Origin of the sequence: Robertmurraya mangrovi (genome assembly GCF_034427655.1) — a bacterium.
Classification (GTDB): Bacteria; Bacillota; Bacilli; order Bacillales; family Cytobacillaceae; genus Robertmurraya_A; species Robertmurraya_A mangrovi.
Genome location: NZ_JAXOFX010000004.1, coordinates 184,862 through 201,673 on the forward strand (window position 1 = coordinate 184,862; position 16,812 = coordinate 201,673).

A 16,812-nucleotide genomic window follows, 5' to 3' on the forward strand; every position below is an offset into this window, starting at 1 on the left:
AGATGAACAAAGGACGCGTTCTTCAAGTTATGGGTCCGGTTGTTGACGTAAAGTTCGAAAGCGGCCAACTTCCTGAAATCTATAACGCATTAACAATCGTTAACAATGCGCGTAGCGAATCTGAAGTTGACATCAACTTAACCCTTGAAGTTGCCCTTCACTTAGGTGATGATACAGTTCGTACTATTGCGATGGCTTCTACTGACGGTTTAACTCGTGGTATTGAAGTTATTGACTCTGGTGCTCCAATTTCTGTTCCTGTTGGGGATGTTACACTTGGACGTGTATTCAACGTACTTGGTGAAACAATTGACTTAGATGGTGAGATTGCTGCGGATGCTCGTCGTGATTCAATTCATAGAGAAGCACCTACATTTGAAAACCTTTCTACAAAAGTAGAAATTCTAGAAACTGGAATTAAAGTAGTAGACCTTCTTGCTCCATATATCAAAGGTGGTAAAATCGGTCTATTCGGTGGTGCCGGTGTAGGTAAAACAGTATTAATCCAAGAATTAATTAATAATATCGCTCAAGAGCACGGTGGTATCTCGGTATTCGCTGGTGTAGGTGAGCGTACTCGTGAAGGTAATGACCTTTACCACGAGATGACTGATTCAGGCGTTATCAAGAAAACTGCGATGGTTTTCGGACAAATGAATGAGCCACCTGGAGCACGTATGCGTGTTGCTCTAACTGGTCTTACAATGGCTGAATTCTTCCGTGATGATCAAGGACAAGACGTTCTATTCTTCATGGATAACATCTTCCGTTTCACGCAAGCTGGTTCTGAGGTTTCTGCCCTTTTAGGTCGTATGCCTTCAGCGGTAGGTTACCAACCAACACTTGCTACAGAAATGGGTAGATTACAAGAGCGTATCACATCTACTAACGTAGGTTCTGTTACATCTATCCAAGCGATTTACGTACCTGCCGATGACTATACGGATCCGGCTCCTGCTACAACATTCGCTCACTTAGATGCAACAACTAACCTTGAGCGTAAGCTATCTGAGATGGGTATCTATCCTGCGGTGGATCCTCTTGCTTCAACTTCTCGTGCATTATCACCTGAAATCGTTGGAGAAGAACACTATGCAGTAGCTCGTCAAGTACAATCAACTCTACAACGTTATAGAGAATTACAAGATATCATCGCGATTCTAGGTATGGATGAGCTTACTGATGAAGATAAGCTTGTTGTACATCGTGCGCGTCGTATCCAATTCTTCTTATCTCAAAACTTCCACGTTGCTGAACAGTTTACTGGTCAGGCAGGTTCATATGTACCTGTTAAAGAAACGGTTAAAGGATTTAAAGAGATTCTTGAAGGTAAATATGACCATCTTCCAGAAGATGCATTCCGTCTTGTAGGTAAGATCGAAGACGTTATTGAGAGTGCAAAAAGTATGGGTGTAGAGGTCTAATCTCGGACCAGGAGGGTAAAAAATGAAGACGATTCAAGTCAGTGTTGTTACTCCCGACGGCCCGGTGTATGAATCAGATGTGGAAATGGTGAGTTTGAAGGCTCAAAGTGGTGAGCTAGGAGTTCTACCTGGTCACATTCCAATGGTTGCACCTTTACAAATTGGTGCCGTCCGTTTAAAAAACGGCGGTAATACAAAGTATGTAGCTGTTAGCGGCGGATTTGTAGAAGTACGTCCTGATAAAGTTTCAATTTTAGCTCAATCTGCTGAGGTGTCTGATAGCATCGACGTAGAACGTGCAATGCGTGCAAAAGAGCGTGCAGAGCAACGTTTACGTGAACAGCAGAAAGAAAATGTTGATTTCAGACGTGCGGAAATGGCCCTTCAACGTGCAGTTAACCGTATTACTGTAGCTGGAAACAAATAATACTTTTAAATTTCAAGCACCCTTCGGTTTATTTAAGTAAGCCGGGGGGTGTTTTTTGTTTTGTTGTGTTTTGGTAGGGTGTTTAGTGGGCTGGAAATATCGTGAGAAGGATTTTCTTGCGAAAATTTTAATTATTTTGCGTTTTTTGGATTATTTTTGCGAAAATTTATTTATTCTTGCGAAAGTCTGGGGAATTTTGCGAAAGTGGTACACTTTTTTGCGAATGACGTTTTTTGTCGGATTCTTTAATAAAAAATTTAATAAAAATGTCGATTTGTTGACAATTCTCACTGACAGGGTGTGGGTGGTTTTTGTTTAATGGTAGTTGGAGTGTGGTTTTGTTGATAGTTTTGATTTATGGAGAGGAGTAGACTTGGAGCTTTTTATTAGTCTCTTTCGGTTCTTCGAACCTCTTTGCTAGGCACGTCATCTTCCGCTAACGCTCCAGATCACGTGCAGACAAACATGCTTTCTGAATCTAGTATCTGCAGCAGTTCGCTCTTGCGTCATCTCCGATGTGTCTCAAGGAAGCATCTCTTGGAGATCACGCAAACGCTCAGGGGTGGGTTATGTGTCGATAAGTTAGATGGTGCAATGGAATTTCTCTCGCCGGTGCTTCGCACCTACGCTTCAGTTCCGCTTTGCTCCACTGAAGCTAGCAAAACTGGCCTTTTCGCCACTTACCGGAGAACTCGCTCTCCGGACGTTCTGAAAAGGCCAGTTTTGCAGCGAGAGAAATTCCAATAATAGTCTGAGGTTTATCGACACATATTTGTAACAGTGATATAATGTATTCGGTTACAACTTTAGAAAAGTTTTGAAAATTTTACGACATTGGAGGGGATGGACATGGAACTTTTGAACTTATATCAGAATAACTATCTGATTGTTGTTGTGTTCCTATGTCTAGGGGTATTGTTACCTGTGGTGGCGCTTTTTTTAGGAAAGCTCTTACGTCCTTATAAGCCTTATGATTCTAAGTACACCACATACGAAAGCGGAATTGAGCCATTCCATGATTCAAGGGTGCAGTTCAATGTCCGCTATTATATTTTTGCCCTTATGTTTGTTATTTTTGACGTAGAGACTGTGTTTTTATATCCATGGGCAGTTGCTTACGAAAAGCTTGGAATTTTTGCATTGATTGAAATGTTAATTTTTGTAGTCATGCTACTGATTGGACTCATCTATGCATGGAAGAAGAAGGTGTTAAAATGGATTTAAAGTTAGACAACATCTCTCCAGAAGAATTAGAAGAACTAAAACGAAATGTATTTTTAACAACTTTAGAGCAAGTGAAGGCATGGGCTCGTAGTAATTCATTATGGCCAATGACGTTCGGGCTTGCTTGTTGTGCGATTGAGATGATGGGTGTAGGTTCTTCTCACTACGATTTAGACCGTTTCGGTTCTTTCTTCCGTACGTCACCTCGTCAATCGGATGTAATGATTGTTTCAGGAACAGTAACGAAGAAAATGGCTCCAATTGTTCGCAGATTATATGATCAAATGCCTGAACCGAAGTGGGTTATTGCCATGGGTTCATGTGCTACAGCTGGTGGGCCTTATGTTAAGTCTTATGCAGTTGTAAAAGGAGTCGACCAAATCGTACCTGTAGATGTTTACATTCCTGGATGCCCTCCTAATCCGGCTGCTTTAATTTATGGAATCAATAAATTAAAGGAAAAAATCCGCTATGAGGCTAAGACTGGGAAGAAGGTGATCTAATCCATGAGCGGGGAAAAAGATCTAGAACAATTAAAGAAAGAAGCAGCTGCAAAGGCAAAAGCAGCAGCGTTAGCCAAATTAAAAGCAAAAGAGCAAGCTGAATCATCAGCCGAAACTCCAGAAGTTCCAGCAGCCGAGGAAGAAAGCTTAGACTTAGCTAAACAAAAGGCAGCAGCGGCAGCGAAAGCGAAAGCAGCAGCATTAGCCAAATTAAAAGCAAAAGAACAAGCTGAGTCATCAGCCGAAACTCCAGAAGCTCCAGCAGCCGAGGGAGAAAGCTTAGATTTAGCAAAACAAAAGGCAGCAGCCGCAGCGAAAGCAAAAGCAGCAGCATTAGCCAAGTTAAAAGCAAAAGAGCAAGCTGAGTCATCAACAGAAACTCCAGAAGCCCCAGCAGCCGAGGAAGAAAGCTTAGATTTAGCAAAACAAAAGGCAGCGGCAGCAGCAAAGGCGAAAGCAGCAGCGTTAGCCAAATTAAAAGCAAAAGAGCAAGCTGAGTCACCGGCCGAAACTCCAGAAGCTCCAGCAGCCGAGGAAGAAAGCCTAGACTTAGCAAAACAAAAAGCAGCGGCGGCAGCAAAGGCAAAAGCAGCAGCAGCGGCGAAAGCAAAAGCGGCAGCTCTAGCAAAACAAGCTGGTGGAGAAAGTGCAACATCAGATGACGGTGCTGACGAAAAAGCAAAAGCCATCGCAGCAGCAAAAGCAAAGGCTGCAGCAGCCGCAAAAGCAAAAGCAGCAGCTCTAGCGAAACAAGCTGGCGGAGAAAGTGCAACATCAGATGCCGGCGACGATGAAAAAGCAAAAGCCATCGCAGCAGCGAAGGCAAAAGCTGCAGCAGCAGCAAAAGCTAAATTAGCTGCTCAAGGGAAAGAAACTGGCGGAGCAGGTGATGACGAAAAGGCGAAAGCTATCGCAGCAGCAAAGGCAAAAGCAGCAGCGGCAGCAGCAGCAAAAGCCAAGGCAGCTGGAAGTGCTGGAGAGTCTGCACCTGTAGAAGAGAAAAAGCCTTCTGTTAACCAACCGTACCTTGATAAGTATGTAAAAGTCATTGAAGAGCATCTCGGTAAAGAGGTTTTAGCAGACTTCTATATTAATAATCTTTCAAAAGATGTTCCGACATTAGTAGCAAAACCGGATACGTACTACCGAGTAGCTGAATTCTTAAAATATAATGAGCAATTAGGTTTTGATTATTTATCAGAACTTCATGGTGGAGATTTTGAGACACACATGGAAGTATATGCTCATTTATACTCATATAAAAATCGACAATCGGTTGCTTTAAAAGTGAAGATTGATCGTGATGAACCAACAATTGATTCATTGCAACCGCTTTGGCCAGGAGCAGATTGGCCTGAGTGTGAAGCTTACGATTTGTTAGGAATTAAGTTCAAAGGTCATCCTAACCTATACCGTATCATGCTTGGTGAAGAATGGGTTGGTCATCCTCTACGCAAAGATTATGAACCATATGATGTGGAGGTGTAACCTATGTTAAGAACGGAAGAAATGTTGTTAAACGTAGGTCCTCAGCATCCGAGTACACACGGAGTTTTCCGTCTAGTATTAAAAATTGACGGGGAAATAATTAAAGAAGCGAAGCCTGTAATTGGTTATCTTCACCGTGGTACGGAGAAGCTTGCAGAAAACCTACAGTATACACAAATCATCCCTTACACGGACCGTATGGACTACTTAGCAGCGATGACAAACAACTACATCCTTTGTCATGCTGTTGAAACGATGATGGACCTTGAAATCCCTGAGCGAGCGGAGTACCTTCGTGTTTTAGCGATGGAACTTGGTCGTGTAGCTAGTCACTTAGTGTGGTGGGGTACATATTTACTTGATATCGGGGCTGTCAGTCCATTCCTTTACGCGTTCCGTGAACGTGAAATGATTATTAACATGTTAAATGAGCTTTCAGGTGCACGTTTAACTTTCAACTACATGCGTGTAGGTGGAGTAAAATGGGATGCTCCAGAAGGCTGGATTGAAAAAGTAAGAGAATTTGTTCCTTATATGCGTGAACAGCTAAAAGGCTACCATGACCTTGTTACGGGAAATGAAATCTTTATGAACCGTGTAAAAGGGGTAGGGAAGTACACAAAAGAAGAGGCACTAGCTTATTCTTTAAGTGGTGCAAACCTGCGCTGTACAGGTGTGAAATGTGATCTTCGTAAAGACGAGCCTTACTCTATTTATGACCGTTTTGATTTTAATGTCGCGGTTCAAGAGGGTGGGGATGCTTGGGCACGTTACCATGTTCGTATGACTGAAATTGAAGAGTCACTGAAAATCATCGAGCAAGCGGTGGAACAAATCCCTGCTGAAGGTGAAATTTTAGCGAAAGTACCAAAAATCATTAAAGCTCCAAAAGGAGAAGCATACGTAAGAATTGAATCTCCTCGTGGAGAAATAGGTTGCTATATTGCGAGTGACGGGAAGAAAGAACCGTACCGCCTAAAATTCAGAAGACCTTCTTTCTACAACTTGCAAATACTTCCTAAGCTGTTAGAAGGCGAAAACATTGCAAACTTGATTGCAATTTTAGGGGCAATTGATATTGTTCTTGGGGAGGTAGACGGTTAATGGTAGAGGATTTATTACACTCCAGTCCAGGGCTATTAAACTTCGGAATCTTCTTTTTACTTGCAACTGTTTTACTTTTGGTCGTACTAGGTTTCGTTACATACGGAATTCTAGCAGAACGTAAAGTAATGGGTTTCATGCAGCTTCGTCAAGGTCCTAACCAAGTAGGGGGACCATGGGGACTTCTGCAAACAGTGGCGGACGTTTTAAAGCTTTTATTAAAAGAAGATACGATACCAAAATTAGCTGATCGACCGCTATTTATCCTAGCTCCAGTTATTGCGTTCGCACCAGCATTCATGGTTCTTGCGACGATTCCTTTTACCGATAAATTTCAGTTTGCTGATATCGGTGTAGGGCTACTTTATTACATCGCCATTTCTGGTATCACCACGATTGGTGTTGTAACAGGTGGTTGGGCATCAAACAACAAATATGCCCTTCTTGGTGGTATGCGTGCAGCAGCACAGATGATTTCATATGAAGTGCCTTTAGTCATGTCTGTACTAGGTGTTGTTCTATTAACAGGCAGCTTAAACTTAAACGATATCGTATCAGCTCAACAAAATGGCTGGTACATTATCCTACAACCAATTGGTTTTATCGTGTTTATGATTGCATCAATTGCAGAGTTAAACCGTGTACCGTTTGACTTACCAGAAGCGGAGTCAGAGCTAGTAGCAGGTTTCCATGTTGAGTATTCTGGATTCCGTTGGGCTTTCTTCATGCTTGCTGAGTATGTGTATTTCTTTGCAATGGCAGCATTAACAACCGTTTTATTCTTAGGTGGTTGGTTACCTCCTATTGGATTCTTAGACTTTATTCCAGGAGCCGTTTGGTTTGCTCTGAAATTTAGTGTTGTAATCTTCTTCTTAATTTGGATACGTGTAACATTACCACGTATGCGTGCAGACCAGTTAATGGAATTCGGCTGGAAAGTTCTTTTACCAGTCGCATTAGCTAATATCTTCTTAACAGCAATCATTAAGGAATTATTGAAGCTGTTCTAATGAATGAAAATCCTCACCAATAAGTGAGGTTATGAATACGAATAAAGCTCACTTTTTATATTAAGGGGTGAAAAAACATGCTTGGATTTACAAAAGGTTTGGCGTATACCCTAAAAAACTTAACTAGAAAAAAAGTTACTTATGATTATCCGAATGAGCCGCTTCCACTACCGGATCGTTTTAGAGGAATACAAAAATTTTATCCTGAAAAATGTATTGTTTGTAATCAATGTGCGACGATCTGTCCAACGGATTGCATTCAATTAACGGGAAAAAAACATCCTGACCCAACGAAAAAGGGAAAAATCATTGACACGTATGATATTAACTTTGAAATCTGTATCCTATGTGATCTTTGTACGGAAGTTTGTCCAACAGAAGCAATCGTAATGACAAATAATTTTGAGCTGGCAGAGTACAGTCGTGATGAATTATTTAAGAACCTTGAGTGGTTAGATGAGAATGATGAGAATGTACGGAAGGTGAATAAAGCATGACGTTTTCTGGAGAGTTATTAGCGTTCATGTCCCTAGCATTAGTTGCGGTAATCGGGGGCGTGCTATTATTAAATCTTTCCAAAGTCGTGCATATGGTAGTTGCTCTAGTATTTACATTCTTGAGTATAGCTGGTTTATATGTAATGCTTTCTGCTGAGTTTATCGCAGCCGTACAAGTGTTAATTTACTCCGGTGCTATTACCATAATCATGCTCTTTGGAATCATGTTAACCCGTCATGATGACACTAGTGAACCTGAAGAAGGAAAGTGGAGAAAACTATTTCTCTTTTTAGGAGTACTAGGTTTTGCTTTTGCAGTTTATATTGGAATTTATAATTTAGAAATTAAGTCTGCACAAAATGTAGTACCAAGTACATTACATGAAAACAACACAGAACAAATTGGTATCGCACTATTCTCTGAATTTGTAATTCCATTTGAGCTAACGTCAGTATTACTTTTAGTTGCACTGATTGGTTCAATTATTCTAGCGAAAAAAGATGATGAAGAGGAGGCGAATAAGGAATGAGTTCAGTTCCAATTTCAGCCTATCTCACATTGGCGCTCATCCTATTTTGTATCGGATTATATGGTGCATTAACGAAAAGAAATACGGTTATTGTCCTTATCTCAATTGAGTTAATGTTAAATGCGGTAAATATCAATCTAGTTGCTTTTAGTAAACATGGGATTAACCCTGGAATTACAGGTCAAGTTTTTGCTCTGTTTGCTATCGCAGTAGCTGCTGCTGAAGCGGCTGTTGGTTTAGCGATTTTGATTGCGATTTATAGAAACCGTAAATCTGTAAATATTGATGAAATGAATACGTTGAAACACTAGAATAGAAAAAGGTATTTTCGGAAAACCTTATGACCCGCTCGTGCAGTGGGCCTCAATCAAACGCGTAAAACATTTGACTACTTAATTTAAAGTACGCGTTCTAAAAAGGGGATTGTGATATTGATGGAGAATGCATGGATCATACCGCTTTTCCCGCTACTATCCTTTTTCATCCTTCTTTTAATAGGAAAAAGACTAAAAGAATCAAGTGCATACATAGGAATTTTGTTCACACTTTCTTCTTTAGTTTTTTCTTTGTTGGCCTTATTTGGCCGTTTCAATTCACCTACTTACAAGGCAGAAACGGTATGGCTTACAATAGGGGATGTTCAATTAACAGCGGGTTTTGAAGTAAATCAATTAAATGCGTTAATGCTAGTAATCGTGTCATTAGTTAGCTTACTTGTACATACGTACTCAAAAGGCTACATGCATGGTGATGAGCGTTTTCCAGTATTCTATGCTTATTTAGGATTATTTACTTTTGCAATGCTAGGCTTAGTGTTGTCACCAAACTTACTTCAAACGTATATTTTCTGGGAATTAGTAGGATTAGGTTCATTCCTATTAATCGGATTTTACTTTTATAAAGAAGAAGCAAAAGCGGCAGCAAAGAAAGCTTTTATCATGACTCGTATTGGGGATGTGGGTCTCCTTATTGGAATGATTCTTTTATTCTGGCAAGTGGGCAGCTTCGAATACGATGAAATTTTTAAAGCGGTGGAAGCAGGTTCAATCTCTGCTGGAATGATTACTTTGACGGCAATCCTTATTTTTGTCGGTGCTGTTGGTAAATCGGGTCAATTCCCGCTTCATACATGGTTACCGGACGCGATGGAAGGTCCGACACCAGTTTCAGCTTTAATCCCTGCAGCAACAATGGTTGCAGCAGGGGTATATTTAGTAGCAGCATTATTCCCGCTATTTGCAGCAAGTGAAACAGCGATGATGACAGTAGCTATTATCGGTGCATTTACGGCTATTTTTGCGGCTAGTATTGGCTTAGTTCAAAAGGATATTAAGAGAGTATTAGCTTACTCAACGGTATCTCAACTTGGTTATATGATGCTTGCATTAGGTTCAGCTGGCTATGTAGCTGGTGTGTTCCACTTAATGACTCACGCATTTTTCAAAGCATTACTGTTCTTAGCAGCAGGTAGTGTTATCCATGCGGTTCATACGCAGGATATCGAAAAAATGGGTGGACTTTGGAAAAAGTTAAAAGTAACGGGACCACTGTTCTTAATCGGAACAATGGCAATCAGTGGGGTACCGTTATTCTCTGGATTCTTTAGTAAGGAAGAAATTCTAATTGCTACTTGGGCACATGGAAATACGGCTCTATTCTGGCTGGCGGTTATCGCAGCATTCTTTACAGCTTTCTATATGTTCCGTCTATTTTTCATGGTATTCTCTGGTGAAGCTCGTAGCGAAATGAAAAATGTTCATGAGTCACCATCTGTTATGACTCTTCCTATGGTTGTGTTAGGGATTTTAGCAGTAGTGGCTGGATACGTGAATACACCTTGGTTTGGAACATTCCTTGGAGACTGGTTAGTAGAAGATAATCATTCTTTAGGTCATGGCCATATCGAAGGTCCATTATGGATTATGATTGTGGCAACAGTTGTTTCATTACTTGGAATTCTTCTTGCCTACTTAATTTATGGCAAACGTTCAATCAGTAGAGACTGGCTTTCTAGCCGAGCTCCAATCTCATATAACATTCTTTATAACAAATACTTCATCGATGAGTTTTATCAAATCACGGTTGTAAAAGTAACGAAAGTATTTAGTTTATTCTTACGTTATCTTGAAGTATTCCTTGTTGAAGGTCTTGTTAAAGGAATCGTTGGGATTGTTCAAGGTCTTGGAAAAGTGGGATCTAGAGTTCATAACGGGCAAGTACAAATGTACGGAACGGTTGCTTTTGTTGGCTTAGCTGTTTTAGTGGTTATTTTCGCATTAACAGGGGGGTACTTTGAATGAATTCAGCTTATTTTCTTACAGCCTTAGTTTTCTCCCCTTTACTTGGTGTATTATTACTCTCGTTTATTCCTAAAACACAGGAATCAACGATTAAACTAGTTGGCTTTCTAGCTACATTACCAGCTCTTATTTTATCGTTAGTGGCTTATTTTCAATATCGAGCAGGTGCCAATTTAGATCAGTATAGTGTGGCCTACAACTGGATTCAATTTGGTGGAGCAGATCCACAAATTAAAGATTTTGGTTTGTTTTCAGTTAAGTATGAGTTAGGTGTAGATGGTTTTTCGTTAATCATGATTGTATTAACAGCGGTACTATCCACGCTTGCAGCAATCGCTTCCGTTCATATTAAAAAAGAATGGAAAGGGTATTTCATGTTATTCCTTCTATTAGAGTTAGGGATGCTTGGAGTATTTGCTGCAGAAAACTTAATTCTATTCTTTATCTTTTTTGAAATTACTCTTATTCCTATGTTCTTCCTAATTGGAAAATGGGGTTATCATGAAAAAGAAAAAGCGGCGTACAGCTTCTTAATCTACAATGGTTTAGGTTCAGCTGTATTATTGATCGTGATTATGGTTCTTTTTGCAAAAGCAAGAACAGCCAATATCGAAGCTCTTCAACAAATTATGATGATTGAGAATGGGCCGATTTCAGACACGGTTAAAATGGGATTATTAATCGCTTTATTAGTAGCGTTCGGTGTAAAACTACCAATTTTCCCATTACATAGCTGGATGTTACGTGTTCACGTTCAGGCACCACCATCTATCGTAATGCTGCACTCTGGTATTCTTTTAAAAATTGGTGCTTACGGTCTTATCCGCTTTGGTATGGGACTCTTCCCAGAGCAATTTAAGACACTAGCCGTTTTATTAGCTATTCTTGGTGTGGTCAACCTGCTTTACGGAGCTTTCTTAGCTTTCATACAGGAAGATTTCAAAATGGTTCTTGCTTATTCATCTATTTCCCATATGGGTATTGTTCTTATCGGGTTAGGTGCATTAAATGAAGCGGGAATTCAAGGTGCTATTTTCCAAGTAGTATCTCACGGTTTAATCTCTGCTCTATTATTCTTCTTAGTAGGAGTATTTTATGAGCGTTTCCATACGTCACATATCAACAAGCTTGGTGGAATGGCAAAGGGAATGCCTATAACAGCAGGATTCTTACTAGCTGGTGCGATGGCCTCACTTGGTTTACCGGGGATGTCTGGTTTCGTAAGTGAATTTATGGCGTTTTTAGGGTTATTTAAAGAAATGCCAATCATTGCAGCGATAGGCTGTATCGGGATTATTATGACAGCTGTTTATTTATTAAGAGCGGTTCTTGGAATCACATATGGAAAAGCTCAACGTGATTTTGTGGGTGTAACCGATTTAAAATCAGTTGAATTCATTCCAGTATTGGTTTTAGTAGGGTTTATCGTTTTAATTGGTGTTTACCCAAGTGTACTAAGTGAACCACTTAAAACAACACTTGAGACTATCATGCTTGGGTTAGGGGGGTGATGAAGGATGGATCTTGAGACATTACTATCATTTAAATGGGGAATCATGGGACCGGAGTTCATCATCCTTGGTGTAGCAACTATTCTTTCGCTACTAGATTTGTTTATGCCAAAAAAAATGGACAGAAAAGTTTTAGGATGGTTTGCCTTTGGTGGAATTATCCTAGCAATTATTTCTTTAATCTCACTAGTAGATTTACCAGTTAACTCCATTTTGTATGATACTTTTAGACTAGATGGTTTTGCTAAAGCATTTAAGCTTTTACTATTGATTGGAGCAGCTCTAGTAATGTTGCTTGCGATCAGCTATGAACCAAAAGAAGGTTTAAAAGAGTACAAAGGTGAGTTCTACTATTTATTCATGGCTGCCTTATTAGGCGCAATGATCATGTCTTCTAGTGGCGATTTAATTACATTGTTTGTTGGATTAGAATTACTTTCTGTTAGTTCATATATTTTAGCTGGTTTAAGAAAAAAGCATTTACCTTCAAACGAATCAGCCATGAAATATGTGATTAATGGTGGTATCTCAACAGCTATTACCTTATTCGGTATGAGTTACCTTTACGGTTTAACAGGCACAACAAACTTAAAGGGTATGGCAAATGTTTTATCGGCAGCCTTTGACACTCAACAAATTTATTTACTAGGTTTGTCTTTCTTAATGGTTCTAGTTGGATTATCTTTCAAACTAGCATCTGTTCCGTTCCATATGTGGGCACCTGATGTGTATGAAGGAGCACCAACTCCAGTAACGGCGTTTTTAAGTGTTGTATCAAAAACAGCAGGATTTATCATTCTATTACGAGTGTTAATCTATATTTTTGCCAATACACCTGCAGACTCCTTACGTACAGAACCAATGCTAGTAAGTATGCAGGATTATCTAAGCTTTTTAGCAGCTGCGACCATGATTATTGGTAACGTTATTGCGTTAAAACAACGCAACATAAAGAGACTTTTTGCCTACTCGAGTATTGCCCATGCGGGTTATCTTTTAGTAGCAATTAGTACTTTATCCATGGTTATGTTTGATACGTTATGGTTCTATCTTGGCGCATATTTATTTATGAACTTAGGTGCTTTTGCGATTATTCAAATTATTACGCAAAAAAGTGATAAAGAAGATATCAGTCAATTTGCTGGTTTATACAAGCGTTCTCCGATTTTAGCTGTTGGGATGGGGATATTCATCCTTTCATTAGCTGGGATTCCAGGAACAGCAGGTTTCATTGGAAAGCTAAATATCTTTATTGGAGCACTTGTGACGGAGCCTGCACACTATGTGTTGGCTTCCATCCTAATTGCAACAACAGTAGTTTCGTATTTCTACTACTTCGGTATTTTAACGCAAATGTTCTTCCGTCCAGCAGCGACCGATGAAAAATTAAGCGTACCAATTGGAGTTAGTATCGTAATCGGACTCTGCTTACTTGCAACAATCCTATTTGGAGTACTTCCAAATATCGCATTTGATTTCTTACACAATAACTTTGGGGGATTCATGGACTTCTTCCAATAATTTTGTATAAAGTATGATTATGAGTTGGGGGATTCATAATCATAGAATGGGTTAATAAAAGGGGTAAATATAAATTCAATTCGCTTTTAATATTTGTTACACTTTTACCCCTTGTTTTAATAGGGGATAAACAACGGGTAAAGGATAACACTATTAAAATAGCTAAAATTAGAAGGGGAGAAATCTCCTTCTTTTTTTTATTTTCAGGTACATAGAACTAAAAAAATAATAGAAGAACATTCTGTGAAACCTTTTTATGCGTTTATTCGTCAAATGCTAGGAGTTAAACTTTCCGTATAGGAAAAACAATGATAAAATGGAAGGTAGTTTGTCTTTTTGGGAGGTCAGATGGATGTTATCAGGATTTGGACATCAAGCACTAATCAGTATCACATCACATCTCATTTTTATTGCACTTGCTTGGTGGGCTCTAGGTGCCATTAATTATGAACGGTTGCTTAGAGGTAACCACGTTTTTCAAGCAAGAGTCCTGTATGTTCTCCTTTCCATTGTGATTGGGTCGACCGTGAGTAACTTTTTCTTAGATTACCTTCTTTGGTCACAGCAACTTCCACTCATTTTACAACTAATTTATAAAAATTAGGACTTCATACATTTTTAAGTATAGTGCTTCTAAAGTACAATGAAATTTGTGTGCTATTGAACAAAGTTTGTATAAAGCTTGAGTTTTGTAGGGTACATAGTTGTCAAGTATGGTTAGATGCACATTTTTAAAAAATCACTGTATGCTATGGTATAAGTAAAATGTTTTATAAAACAAAATTTTTTATTCAATTGTCAAAAAGTGACGACATTTACTAAGTATGTACTTTTTCTCCTTGGTAACAATGGTATTAAGGGGAGGAGTTACAGATATGATGAAAAAAATGCTATCACTTTTAATAATTGGAATTTTAGGTTTTGGAATAATTAACTTTGGGAATAAAACCATTGTTGCAAAAAATGAACTTGATCTTTTTAAAATGGCTTCTGTTTTAGAAGGCGAGAATATTTTGTTCAATGAATGGTCTTTATATGCAAGAGAAAAAGTGGAAAGTTTTAAAAGTCACAATGAAGTCATCACTTATCGCGATGAGTTGAAAACTAAGTTTCCAACATGGAAATGGGAAGAGTCATCAAACGTAAGTCGTTGGGAAGCAAGAGCTACTCAAGCAACAAAAGATGGGTTAGTTGAGAGTATCCAAATTTTAACGACCCTCACAAATAAAAATCTACAAACGTATATCATATATGAGGCCAAAAGTGAGAACAATTTTAATAACGATACCGAATCTTTTCTAAAAAAAGAACTTTTGGTAAAACTTGCAGAGATCTTTAAGGGGAATCCCACAATTTTCTCTTGTATAAAAGGCGAATTCAGTGATAATATTAGTAAGTCTTTGCCTTATACTGTCAATCATTTACTAAATGCTTTTCAGGCAAAAGAGATAGAAGCCTTAGAAGAAGATTCATTTATATCAACATCGGCCTATTCACCATTATTTAATGCTGGGTTGATGAATAACAATGAAGACATGAATTTGCAAATTGGACTAAGAACTCAAGGATTGGGCGCAAAGACTACCTTTGTAGTTGGAACACCAATCATTACGATTGAATATTAATATAGAGAAATTGGACGCGGAGGGGAATACACTTGGAAAAAATCATCGTCCGCGGCGGAAGAAAGCTAAGCGGTTCTGTAAAAGTTGAAGGAGCCAAAAATGCTGTCTTACCTGTGATCGCCGCTACATTATTAGCAAGTGATGGAAAAAGCGTAATTCGTGATGTGCCAACTCTCTCCGATGTATACACGATCAATGAAGTATTACGCTATTTAAATGCCGAAGTGGTATTTAAAGATAATGAAGTCACTGTTGATGCATCTAGAGAGTTGAAAGTAGAGGCACCATTTGAATATGTTCGTAAAATGCGTGCTTCAGTATTAGTGATGGGATCCTTACTTGCGCGCAATGGTCGTGCACGTGTGGCACTTCCTGGTGGATGTGCAATAGGTTCTCGCCCTATTGACCAGCACTTAAAAGGCTTTGAAGCTATGGGTGCTACTGTACGAGTAGGAAATGGTTTTATCGAGGCTGAAGCAACAGAAGGCCGTCTACATGGTGCGAAAATCTATTTAGATTTCCCTAGTGTAGGCGCAACGGAAAATATCATGATGGCTGCCACTCTGGCTCAAGGTACTACAATTATCGAGAACGTAGCAAAAGAACCGGAAATTGTAGATTTAGCTAACTTCCTTAACAAAATGGGAGCAAAGGTTAGAGGAGCAGGTACGGGTACAATCCGTATTGAAGGCGTTGACGTTTTATTTGGAGCAGAGCATAACATTATTCCTGACCGTATCGAAGCTGGGACTTTTATGGTTGCCTCAGCGATTACAGGCGGAAATGTGTTAGTAAAAGGTGCTGTTCCTGAGCATTTAACCTCTCTTATTGCCAAAATGGAAGAGATGGGCGTTATGATTGAAGAAGAAGCAGATGGACTACGCGTCATTGGTCCTGAAACATTAAAGGCTGTTGATATTAAAACAATGCCACATCCAGGTTTCCCAACAGATATGCAATCACAAATGATGGCTTTACTATTACGTGCGAATGGTACGGGAATGATTACCGAAACCGTGTTCGAAAACCGTTTCATGCACGTAGAAGAATTCCGTCGTATGAATGCTGATATCAAAATCGAGGGACGCTCTGTTATTATGAATGGACCATCTAGCCTTCAAGGGGCAGAAGTAGCTGCTACAGATTTACGTGCTGCTGCTGCTTTAATCCTAACGGGTCTAGTAGCGGATGGAATCACTCGTGTAACAGAACTAAAACACCTTGATCGCGGCTATGTAGACTTCCACCACAAACTTGCTTCATTAGGTGCTGACATCGAAAGAGTAAAAGAAGTGGAAGAAACAATCATCGAAAAAACTTATATTAGCGATATGAACGCTTAAAACTAGCACAGAGTGGACTCCACTCTGTGTTTTTTTATTATTTTATAATTTTTGTGTTGATTAAATAACTGGTGACTGGCACCTGTAATAGTATTGAAATATTTCTCTTTTTTATGTGGAATTTTTTATAAAAGTGCTCTTAATAGCAAGTAGCATGTACATATTCCGTTGACCACTCACGGCCGTATTGTTACAAAACCATTTCAAGTGCCTGTCACCCTTTTTTACTGTCATAAAAGCTTGTCCATATCCATATGTATGAATTAGACAGGATTCCTTAGGAAGGTCTGTTGTTTACATATAAA

At 39.3% G+C, this 16,812-nt stretch carries 16 protein-coding genes; all 16 read left to right on the forward strand.

What is annotated here, in order from left to right; genetic code table 11:
• The first annotated feature begins 2 nt into the window (after nucleotides 1-2).
• Nucleotides 3-1,424, forward strand: a complete 1,422-nt coding sequence (atpD, locus tag SM124_RS08640; RefSeq protein WP_322446108.1) for a F0F1 ATP synthase subunit beta — start codon at nucleotides 3-5, stop codon at nucleotides 1,422-1,424.
• Nucleotides 1,425-1,446: 22 nt separating this feature from the next.
• Nucleotides 1,447-1,851 (forward strand): F0F1 ATP synthase subunit epsilon, encoded by a 405-nt coding sequence (locus tag SM124_RS08645; RefSeq protein WP_322446109.1) that lies wholly within the window; start codon nucleotides 1,447-1,449, stop codon nucleotides 1,849-1,851.
• Between the two features lie 849 nt (nucleotides 1,852-2,700).
• Entirely contained in the window at nucleotides 2,701-3,075 is a 375-nt protein-coding gene (locus tag SM124_RS08650; RefSeq protein WP_322446110.1) for an NADH-quinone oxidoreductase subunit A, read from the forward strand.
• Entirely contained in the window at nucleotides 3,066-3,578 is a 513-nt protein-coding gene (locus SM124_RS08655) for a NuoB/complex I 20 kDa subunit family protein (protein ID WP_322446111.1), read from the forward strand. Before SM124_RS08650 ends, SM124_RS08655 begins: the two co-directional genes overlap by 10 nt.
• A 3-nt stretch (nucleotides 3,579-3,581) precedes the next feature.
• On the forward strand, nucleotides 3,582-5,066 hold the full coding sequence (locus SM124_RS08660) for an NADH-quinone oxidoreductase subunit C (protein WP_322446112.1): 1,485 nt from the start codon (nucleotides 3,582-3,584) through the stop codon (nucleotides 5,064-5,066).
• 3 nt (nucleotides 5,067-5,069) lie between these two features.
• Nucleotides 5,070-6,170: an NADH-quinone oxidoreductase subunit D gene (locus tag SM124_RS08665; RefSeq protein ID WP_322446113.1), complete on the forward strand. Its 1,101-nt coding sequence runs from the start codon at nucleotides 5,070-5,072 to the stop codon at nucleotides 6,168-6,170.
• Nucleotides 6,170-7,180 carry an NADH-quinone oxidoreductase subunit NuoH gene (gene nuoH / locus SM124_RS08670; protein WP_322446114.1) on the forward strand — a complete coding sequence of 337 codons (1,011 nt, stop codon included), beginning with the start codon at nucleotides 6,170-6,172 and terminating at the stop codon, nucleotides 7,178-7,180. The genes SM124_RS08665 and nuoH overlap by 1 nt, the downstream gene beginning before the upstream one ends.
• A 77-nt stretch (nucleotides 7,181-7,257) precedes the next feature.
• Nucleotides 7,258-7,677, forward strand: coding sequence for an NADH-quinone oxidoreductase subunit NuoI (gene nuoI, locus SM124_RS08675; protein ID WP_322446115.1), 420 nt, complete (start codon nucleotides 7,258-7,260; stop codon nucleotides 7,675-7,677).
• Nucleotides 7,674-8,207 carry an NADH-quinone oxidoreductase subunit J gene (locus SM124_RS08680; RefSeq protein WP_322446116.1) on the forward strand — a complete coding sequence of 178 codons (534 nt, stop codon included), beginning with the start codon at nucleotides 7,674-7,676 and terminating at the stop codon, nucleotides 8,205-8,207. Before nuoI ends, SM124_RS08680 begins: the two co-directional genes overlap by 4 nt.
• Entirely contained in the window at nucleotides 8,204-8,518 is a 315-nt protein-coding gene (nuoK, locus tag SM124_RS08685) for an NADH-quinone oxidoreductase subunit NuoK (protein ID WP_322446117.1), read from the forward strand. The genes SM124_RS08680 and nuoK overlap by 4 nt, the downstream gene beginning before the upstream one ends.
• A gap of 120 nt (nucleotides 8,519-8,638) precedes the next feature.
• Nucleotides 8,639-10,507 carry an NADH-quinone oxidoreductase subunit L gene (gene nuoL, locus SM124_RS08690; RefSeq protein ID WP_322446118.1) on the forward strand — a complete coding sequence of 623 codons (1,869 nt, stop codon included), beginning with the start codon at nucleotides 8,639-8,641 and terminating at the stop codon, nucleotides 10,505-10,507.
• Nucleotides 10,504-12,018, forward strand: coding sequence for an NADH-quinone oxidoreductase subunit M (locus SM124_RS08695; protein WP_322446119.1), 1,515 nt, complete (start codon nucleotides 10,504-10,506; stop codon nucleotides 12,016-12,018). The genes nuoL and SM124_RS08695 overlap by 4 nt, the downstream gene beginning before the upstream one ends.
• A gap of 6 nt (nucleotides 12,019-12,024) precedes the next feature.
• Nucleotides 12,025-13,539: an NADH-quinone oxidoreductase subunit NuoN gene (nuoN, locus tag SM124_RS08700; RefSeq protein ID WP_322446120.1), complete on the forward strand. Its 1,515-nt coding sequence runs from the start codon at nucleotides 12,025-12,027 to the stop codon at nucleotides 13,537-13,539.
• A gap of 352 nt (nucleotides 13,540-13,891) precedes the next feature.
• Nucleotides 13,892-14,143, forward strand: coding sequence for a DUF1146 family protein (locus SM124_RS08705; protein WP_322446121.1), 252 nt, complete (start codon nucleotides 13,892-13,894; stop codon nucleotides 14,141-14,143).
• 271 nt (nucleotides 14,144-14,414) lie between these two features.
• On the forward strand, nucleotides 14,415-15,164 hold the full coding sequence (locus tag SM124_RS08710; RefSeq protein ID WP_322446122.1) for a YwmB family TATA-box binding protein: 750 nt from the start codon (nucleotides 14,415-14,417) through the stop codon (nucleotides 15,162-15,164).
• 32 nt (nucleotides 15,165-15,196) lie between these two features.
• On the forward strand, nucleotides 15,197-16,507 hold the full coding sequence (murA, locus tag SM124_RS08715) for a UDP-N-acetylglucosamine 1-carboxyvinyltransferase (protein WP_322446123.1): 1,311 nt from the start codon (nucleotides 15,197-15,199) through the stop codon (nucleotides 16,505-16,507).
• The last annotated feature ends 305 nt before the right edge of the window (nucleotides 16,508-16,812 follow it).